Annotated in this window: 4 protein-coding genes; 3 read left to right on the forward strand and 1 reads right to left on the reverse strand. The window is 35.4% G+C overall.

Annotated features, from left to right (window positions below; translation table 11 throughout):
* Positions 1-331: 331 nt before the first annotated feature.
* Complete coding sequence (locus H8911_RS11590) at positions 332-592, forward strand: type II toxin-antitoxin system RelB/DinJ family antitoxin (protein WP_186999767.1); 261 nt, start codon at positions 332-334, stop codon at positions 590-592.
* Positions 593-1,228: 636 nt separating this feature from the next.
* Positions 1,229-2,209: a S66 family peptidase gene (locus tag H8911_RS11595; RefSeq protein ID WP_186999768.1), complete on the forward strand. Its 981-nt coding sequence runs from the start codon at positions 1,229-1,231 to the stop codon at positions 2,207-2,209.
* 38 nt (positions 2,210-2,247) lie between these two features.
* Here H8911_RS11595 and lacZ read toward each other — a convergent pair whose 3' ends face one another.
* Entirely contained in the window at positions 2,248-5,145 is a 2,898-nt protein-coding gene (gene lacZ / locus H8911_RS11600; RefSeq protein ID WP_186999769.1) for a beta-galactosidase, LacZ type, read from the reverse strand.
* Positions 5,146-5,248: 103 nt separating this feature from the next.
* Here lacZ and H8911_RS11605 point away from each other — a divergent pair, with 103 nt between their 5' ends.
* A complete protein-coding gene (locus tag H8911_RS11605; protein ID WP_186999770.1) occupies positions 5,249-5,386 on the forward strand; it encodes a hypothetical protein in 138 nt (45 codons plus the stop codon).
* The last annotated feature ends 374 nt before the right edge of the window (positions 5,387-5,760 follow it).

Raw genomic sequence — 5,760 nt, forward strand, 5'->3', positions numbered from 1 at the left:
TATCAGCGCAATATGAAACCTAAATCGGCTATACCATTTAATACAAAAGCATCATAGCGCTACATTGATTATATTTCATATATGAGTCACAGGCAAATTTTTTTGAAGTGCAAAAATTTGCCTTTTCGTCATACCTTAAATACCACATTTTTAACTGTAACGTAAGTAAAGGCCTGAATATAGAATTGTATCCAGGCTTAACTTAATAAGAATTTATCACTGTCACTATCCCGTTAGCTTAACTTAATGACATTGGGGTAGTGTAGTATTACCTTTATCTTAATTGTATAGCATAATTCAATGAAAATTTAAATGTAAAGGAGCTAATATTATGGATAATACAACAAGTTTCAATATTTGTGTAGATAGTGATATTTTAAAACAATGTGAAGCCATGTATGGTGAATTAGGTGTTGATTTGAATACTGCAATCAATGTGTTTCTTTATAAGTCTCTTTGTGTAGGTGGTTTTCCTTTTGATGTAAACAAGGAGACAATGGCGGCTATGTTGGAGGCTGAACGTATTGTGCGTGATCCTTTTGTAAAACGATACTCTGATGTAGAGGAAGCATTGAAGGTATTGAAAGAGTGAGTATACATTGAAAACAAATTTTTTTAAGATAATGAAGAAACACTAGCTTGAGATTGTCCATATTGGATAAAAAAAGAGTAAAAGCTCTAAATTTGATTTGTGAGCCTGAACATCATACCGAGTCCTCATTGTTTTTAGCCGGTTCCAGGCTGACGTTTCCAATCACCTTCCGTTTGGTTTTGGTAGGGTACACCGTTTTTGGTATTTCTACCATCAATCGTATTTTACACAATATATTATTAAGGCTAAGGCTATCTTCTTGTATTGACATCCATATAAATGAGTATGGATACAATAAGCTTTAGTGTTCGTGTAGATAGTAATATTAAGAAACAAAGTGAAGCGAGTATGGTAATTTGAATATCGCAATTCATGTTAATGGTTTTCTTATTGATGTTCGTTTAGAGAATCTATGTTAGAAGCAGTATTTAGTATTGAAAGATGTTAGTTTGTGACTGATTTTAATACAAATTCACTAAAAAGTACAAAGACAAATGGTTGTATAGGGATTATAATAAAGATGTATTGAGTGCTAATACATGAAACTTCCTTTCTATCTTAAAACTATGGGAAATGCGGCAGGACTTTGTGTCTTGTCGTTTTTCCTTTATAATGGGTGTGGAGGTTTTTTTGTGTATGAAATATCCTAAGTTTTTAAATGAGAAGTATAATACGATTGGTGTTTGTGCTATGTCGAGTGGTGTAGGGCATAAGCTAGATAGTTTTGATGCGTCTATAGAGTATATTCAATCCAATGGGTTTCATATTGTTGAAACAGCTAGTGTTCGTAATAATAGTGAACCAAGTATTGATGCCAAAACTCGTGTTGATGAATTGAATTCGTTGGTGAATGATTCTAGTGTTGGAGCTGTATGGTTGGCTGCGGGTGGTGATTTTCAGTTTGAGACGTTGCCATATATTGATTTTGATAGGATTGAAAAGAATCCTAAGTGGTATTTGGGTGCGAGTGATCCTACAAATTTATTGTTTCCCATAACTTGTAAGTGTGATTTGGCTACGGTGTATGGGTTTAATGCGGGTAGTTTTGATGAATATGGTATTAATGAGTATTCAAGTTTGTGTCTTGATTTTTTAAAGGGAAAGAATGGTGAACTACATTCAAGTTCTCTGCATCAGGATGTTGATTTTTATAATGATGGAGCTCCAATACTTAACACAAAGACAGAATATGTGGGTAATTGTAGTGTAGTGGGTAGATTACTTGGTGGTTGTTTTGAGAGTATAAATGATATGGCGGGCACGCCTTATGACTTTGTAGAAGTTTTTAATGAACGATATAAGTTGGATGGGATTATTTGGTTCTTTGATATTTTTTCAATGAATTCATGTGACGTGTATCGTGCTTTATTGAAGATGAAGTATATGGGGTATTTTAAATATACAAGGGCTATATTGGTGGGTCGTGTATTGTTTAAGAATGTTTCGGATTTAATTGGGTATGACCAGGCTTTTAAAAAGGCACTACCTGATATAGATGTTGTATTTCAGCTGGATATTGGACATACATATCCGCATATGTATGTAGTAAATGGTGCCATGGCGCGTGTTGAGATTTGTGATGGTCATGGATTGGTTCAGTATAGAATGGATGCATAAAGAAAGAGAGTTGTAGTCAAAACTACAGCTCTCTTTTATCAATCTTTCTTTGAAATATAGAGTGTACATGTAAAGTCTAGGTTTTTAGATTGGTCAATTAAGTATTGTGGTTGCACTTTTGCACCCCAGCTGTTGATTCCGCCTACGCCCATTTGTTGTTTTGTGATTCTTAGATGGGTTGTGTTGGTTTGTGGAAGTTCAAATGTGTGGTTGGCATTATATAGGTGCATAAAGGAATACTTGCTTGCCATGCATTCCATTTTTTCTGACTTGATGTTTACTTGAATGGTGTCGTTGGATAGGCTGCACCATTTGCAGTCTGTGTGGTTACCGTGTTCTTGTGGTTTTAAGTATGGAATGTAGTTTGTGTCTACGTTTTCAAAGTAGAAATCGGTTAGAGCATGGTCTCGATCTATATATGTGTCTTTTTCGCCTTTCCCAAAGTAGGCGAAGTTTTTGAACTCTTCTTTTAGAGCAAATTCGATTCCAAAGAGTGGTAGTGTTTGTCTTTGTGAGTTTTTGTCTAGGTGCAACTGGATTTGTATACTTTGATTGTTGTAGACTGTGTAGACGAGTTTACATTCTTCTTCAATGGATTCAAGTTGTATTGTATAGATCATTTGTGCGCATTTGGAGTTTCGTATCATTTTAAAGCCGACTACATTTTGAAATAGGCTGGCATTTAGCCAGTTGGCATAGGTTTGTTTGGCACCACGATCATTGTCGGTTAAAGCTCTGTAGAAGAGTGGCTTTGGTGCTTGTTTGAGTATTTCTTCATCATTTACTTGAATGGATACTAAACCTTTTCGTTTGTCAAATAAGTATTCAGTATCGATAAATTGAATGCCAATGGTTTCTTTTCCTTCTACTACGAGCATGGCTTTTTCTTTGGGGTGGTCTTGTTTGACTTCAAAGACTTGTTGGTCAAAGGATTGAATGCCTAATGGTGTTTTGTAGTAGATGGTTTTTGTGTAATAGCCTGGGGTATTGATTTGTTTAAATTGTACGGGCATTGTTTTTGTGGTGCCTGGTTCTACGCTTGTTTTAAAGATGCCGGATTGAATAACGAGTCCGTTTTGTTTCAATTCAAAAATAAAGGTGTCTTTACTTAGGTCATAGAATAGGTTTTTGTTTCGGATTGTTACGGAATCGAAATGGATTTCCATGTCGACATAGCGATAGAGTTGTTTTAGTTCTTGGCTTTTGCCGGTTTCTTCTCGATTGGCTAAAAGGATGCCGTCTCCACAAAAGTTGGAGTCGTTAGGATAGTCGTCGAAGTCTTGTCCATAATAGTATTGTCCGTCTTTTAAAATGGCTTGGTCTACATAGTCCCATACAAAGCCGCCTTGGTATTGTTCGTATTCGTCTTCTAGGTTGGTATATTCTTCCATGCCTCCAAGACTATTTCCCATGGCGTGCATATATTCACATAGCATAAATGGTTTCATTGGATGGCTTTCTAGATAGGCTTTCACATTTTCTGGAGATGTATACATTCTAGATTCAATGTCGGATGCGTTTTCGAATGTTCGATCTTGTGTGATGCCTTCATAGTGGACAAGTCTTGATGGGTCTTGTTCTTTGAAGTAGTCGTGTAGGATCATAAAGTTGGATCCACTTCCTGATTCATTTCCAAGTGACCACATTAAGATGCAGGCATGGTTTTTATCTCTTTCATACATGCTTCTAGCACGGTCTAATAGGCAATCAGTCCATTCGGTTTTATTTTGTGGAAGGATGTCATTAGCTCCATGGGTTTCTAGATTCATTTCGTCAATGACGTAGATTCCGTATTGGTCGCATAGTTTATACCAATAGCTGTTGTTTGGATAGTGGGATGTTCTTATGGCGTTGATGTTTAGTGATTTTAACATGTGGATGTCTTCTTCCATTTGATCTTGAGATAAACATCTTCCGGTTTTTGGATTCCATTCATGGCGATTGATGCCGTGGAATACAATTCGTTTTCCGTTGAGTTTCATAATGCCATATTCAAGCGTGAATTTTCTAAAGCCTACCTGTTCTTGAATGGATTCTATGATTTCGTTGTTTGTGTCATATAATACTAATTCTAATTGATAAAGATTTGGAAATTCACTACTCCATAGACATGTGTTTTCTACAGGGATTTCAAATGTATCTTGCATATTGCCATTCCATACGATGTTTCCTTGTGGATCGTATAGTTTGGCTTGTAGTGTATGGGATTCATTACTACTCATTTTACAAACACAACTAAGAACACTTTTATTTGTGTCTAGATCAATGTCTGTATCTATTTTTAAGTCTTGTATATGAAGACTAGGTTGTTTATAGATCATAACATCTCTAAAGATACCGCTAAAGCGCCACATGTCTTGGTCTTCTAGCCATGTGCCTGTGCATTTTTGAAAGATGCGTACGCATAGCACGTTATCTTTTTCTTGTGTGTATTTTGTAATGTCAAAGCGGCTTGGGGTAAAGGAATCTTCGGAGTATCCGATAAATTTACCATTTAGCCATACGTAGATATTGGATTCTACGCCTTCAAAGGATAGAATGAGTTTATTTCCCATAAAGTCTTGTGGACAATCAAATGTTTTACGGTATTGGTAAACTTTGTTTTTGTCCATATCAATTTGTCCTGGTTTTACCACGTCATGCCCATCCCAAGGGTAGGTAACGTCTGTATAGTGGGGGTTATCGAATCCTTGGAGTTGGATGTGTCCGGGTACTTGGATGTCGTTCCAGTTGGAGTCATTAAATTCTGTGTTATAGAAGAATTTAAAGCATGAATCATAATTTTTTGAAAGGTTGAATTTCCATGTTCCATTTAGTGAGAATGAGCTTGGCTTTTTATCCTTTCCAATTGTATATATGTGGTCGCTATAAGCGTGTTGTCTATTTACTTGAAAGACGCGTGGATCTTTGATCCAGTTTAAGTCTGGTGTTCGCATTGTATCACTCCTTGTTTTATTGGTAACTTAAATTATATCAAAGGCTAGTATTGAAAGGAAGGTAAAAATCAATTAAAATATTTGGTAAATTGGAGGTTGAAAGATGTCAGACATTCTTGGTTTTGTGGTTTCAATAGCCTTAATTTATTTTGTAATCAAAGTCGCATTTAAGTTCATTAAGTGGATTGGGATTTTGTTGGTTGTAGTATTTGTGTTTAAGATGGTAGCACTTCTTATATAAGGGAACTGAGGTTCTCTTTCGTATTATAGAACTAGAAGTTATTCAAGTAATAATTCTAGTTTTTTATTTTATCTAGAAGTGATATCATATCACTGAAGAGAAGTTAATCATTATAACTTGAGACATCCATAAGGTAAGCTCGTAAACAACGATTGATAGCTACGACTATTAATGTATCGTTCTTCTCTTCACTAAATAAACATATTGACTAGAGGTTGCTTAAATTTAACTTCTAGTCTTTTATTTTGTAGGCATTGGTACTACGTCAAGAAAAAGGACTCATAAAATAGATAAATTTTAAATTCTAATGTTTTGAATAATAATTATTCTCATATTGATTTGGTGATTCATAACCGCAATGGCTATGGATTCGT

It is taken from the genome of Holdemanella hominis (assembly GCF_014306155.1).
In the GTDB taxonomy this organism is placed as follows: Bacteria; Bacillota_I; Bacilli_A; order Erysipelotrichales; family Erysipelotrichaceae; genus Holdemanella; species Holdemanella hominis.